This window comes from Bacillus sp. 05T31 (genome assembly GCF_056396725.1).
In genome coordinates this window covers 1-507 of the sequence record NZ_JBFTMA010001329.1, presented here as the reverse complement: position 1 = coordinate 507, position 507 = coordinate 1, and the positions used below count along the sequence as shown (strand labels likewise).

General features: G+C 38.9%; 1 protein-coding gene. It reads right to left on the bottom strand.

All coding sequences use genetic code 11. The annotated features are described in order from the left end of the window. A partial coding sequence (locus tag AC1DJR_RS33160) for a helicase-related protein (protein ID WP_477004588.1) occupies positions 1-507 on the bottom strand: 507 nt, incomplete at both ends.

Sequence of the window (507 nt, the reverse complement as noted above, 5' to 3'; positions counted from 1 at the left end):
ATTACTTGGCTTATTAAATGATCGATTGTTATCATTTCTAGAACTATTTCTTGAATCGTTTCTTGGTCCACCTTTTGAACCACTTCTTGAACCTTCACGGCTATCTCTTTGACGATATTGACCTGATTTCTTTGGAGCCGGCTTTTGTACCGGTTTTCCATTTTCATCTACATTTTTTATCATCGGTTGTTCGATTATTTCTCTTTGTATTGGTGCACCAAGCGTTTTTTCAATTTCTTCTAAATGTTTTTCATCTTTCGCTGCAACGAACGTAATTGCAAGACCTGATCCACCTGCACGTCCTGTTCGGCCAATGCGGTGAATATAACTTTCTACATCTTCAGGGATATCAAAGTTAAATACGTGCGTTACACCATCTACATCAAGTCCACGAGCTGCTACATCAGTCGCAATTAAGTACTGAATTTTAGCTTCGCGGAAACTCTTCATGACTCTTTCACGTTTCGCTTGAGGTATATCACCATGAAGTTCAGCACAATTATAACC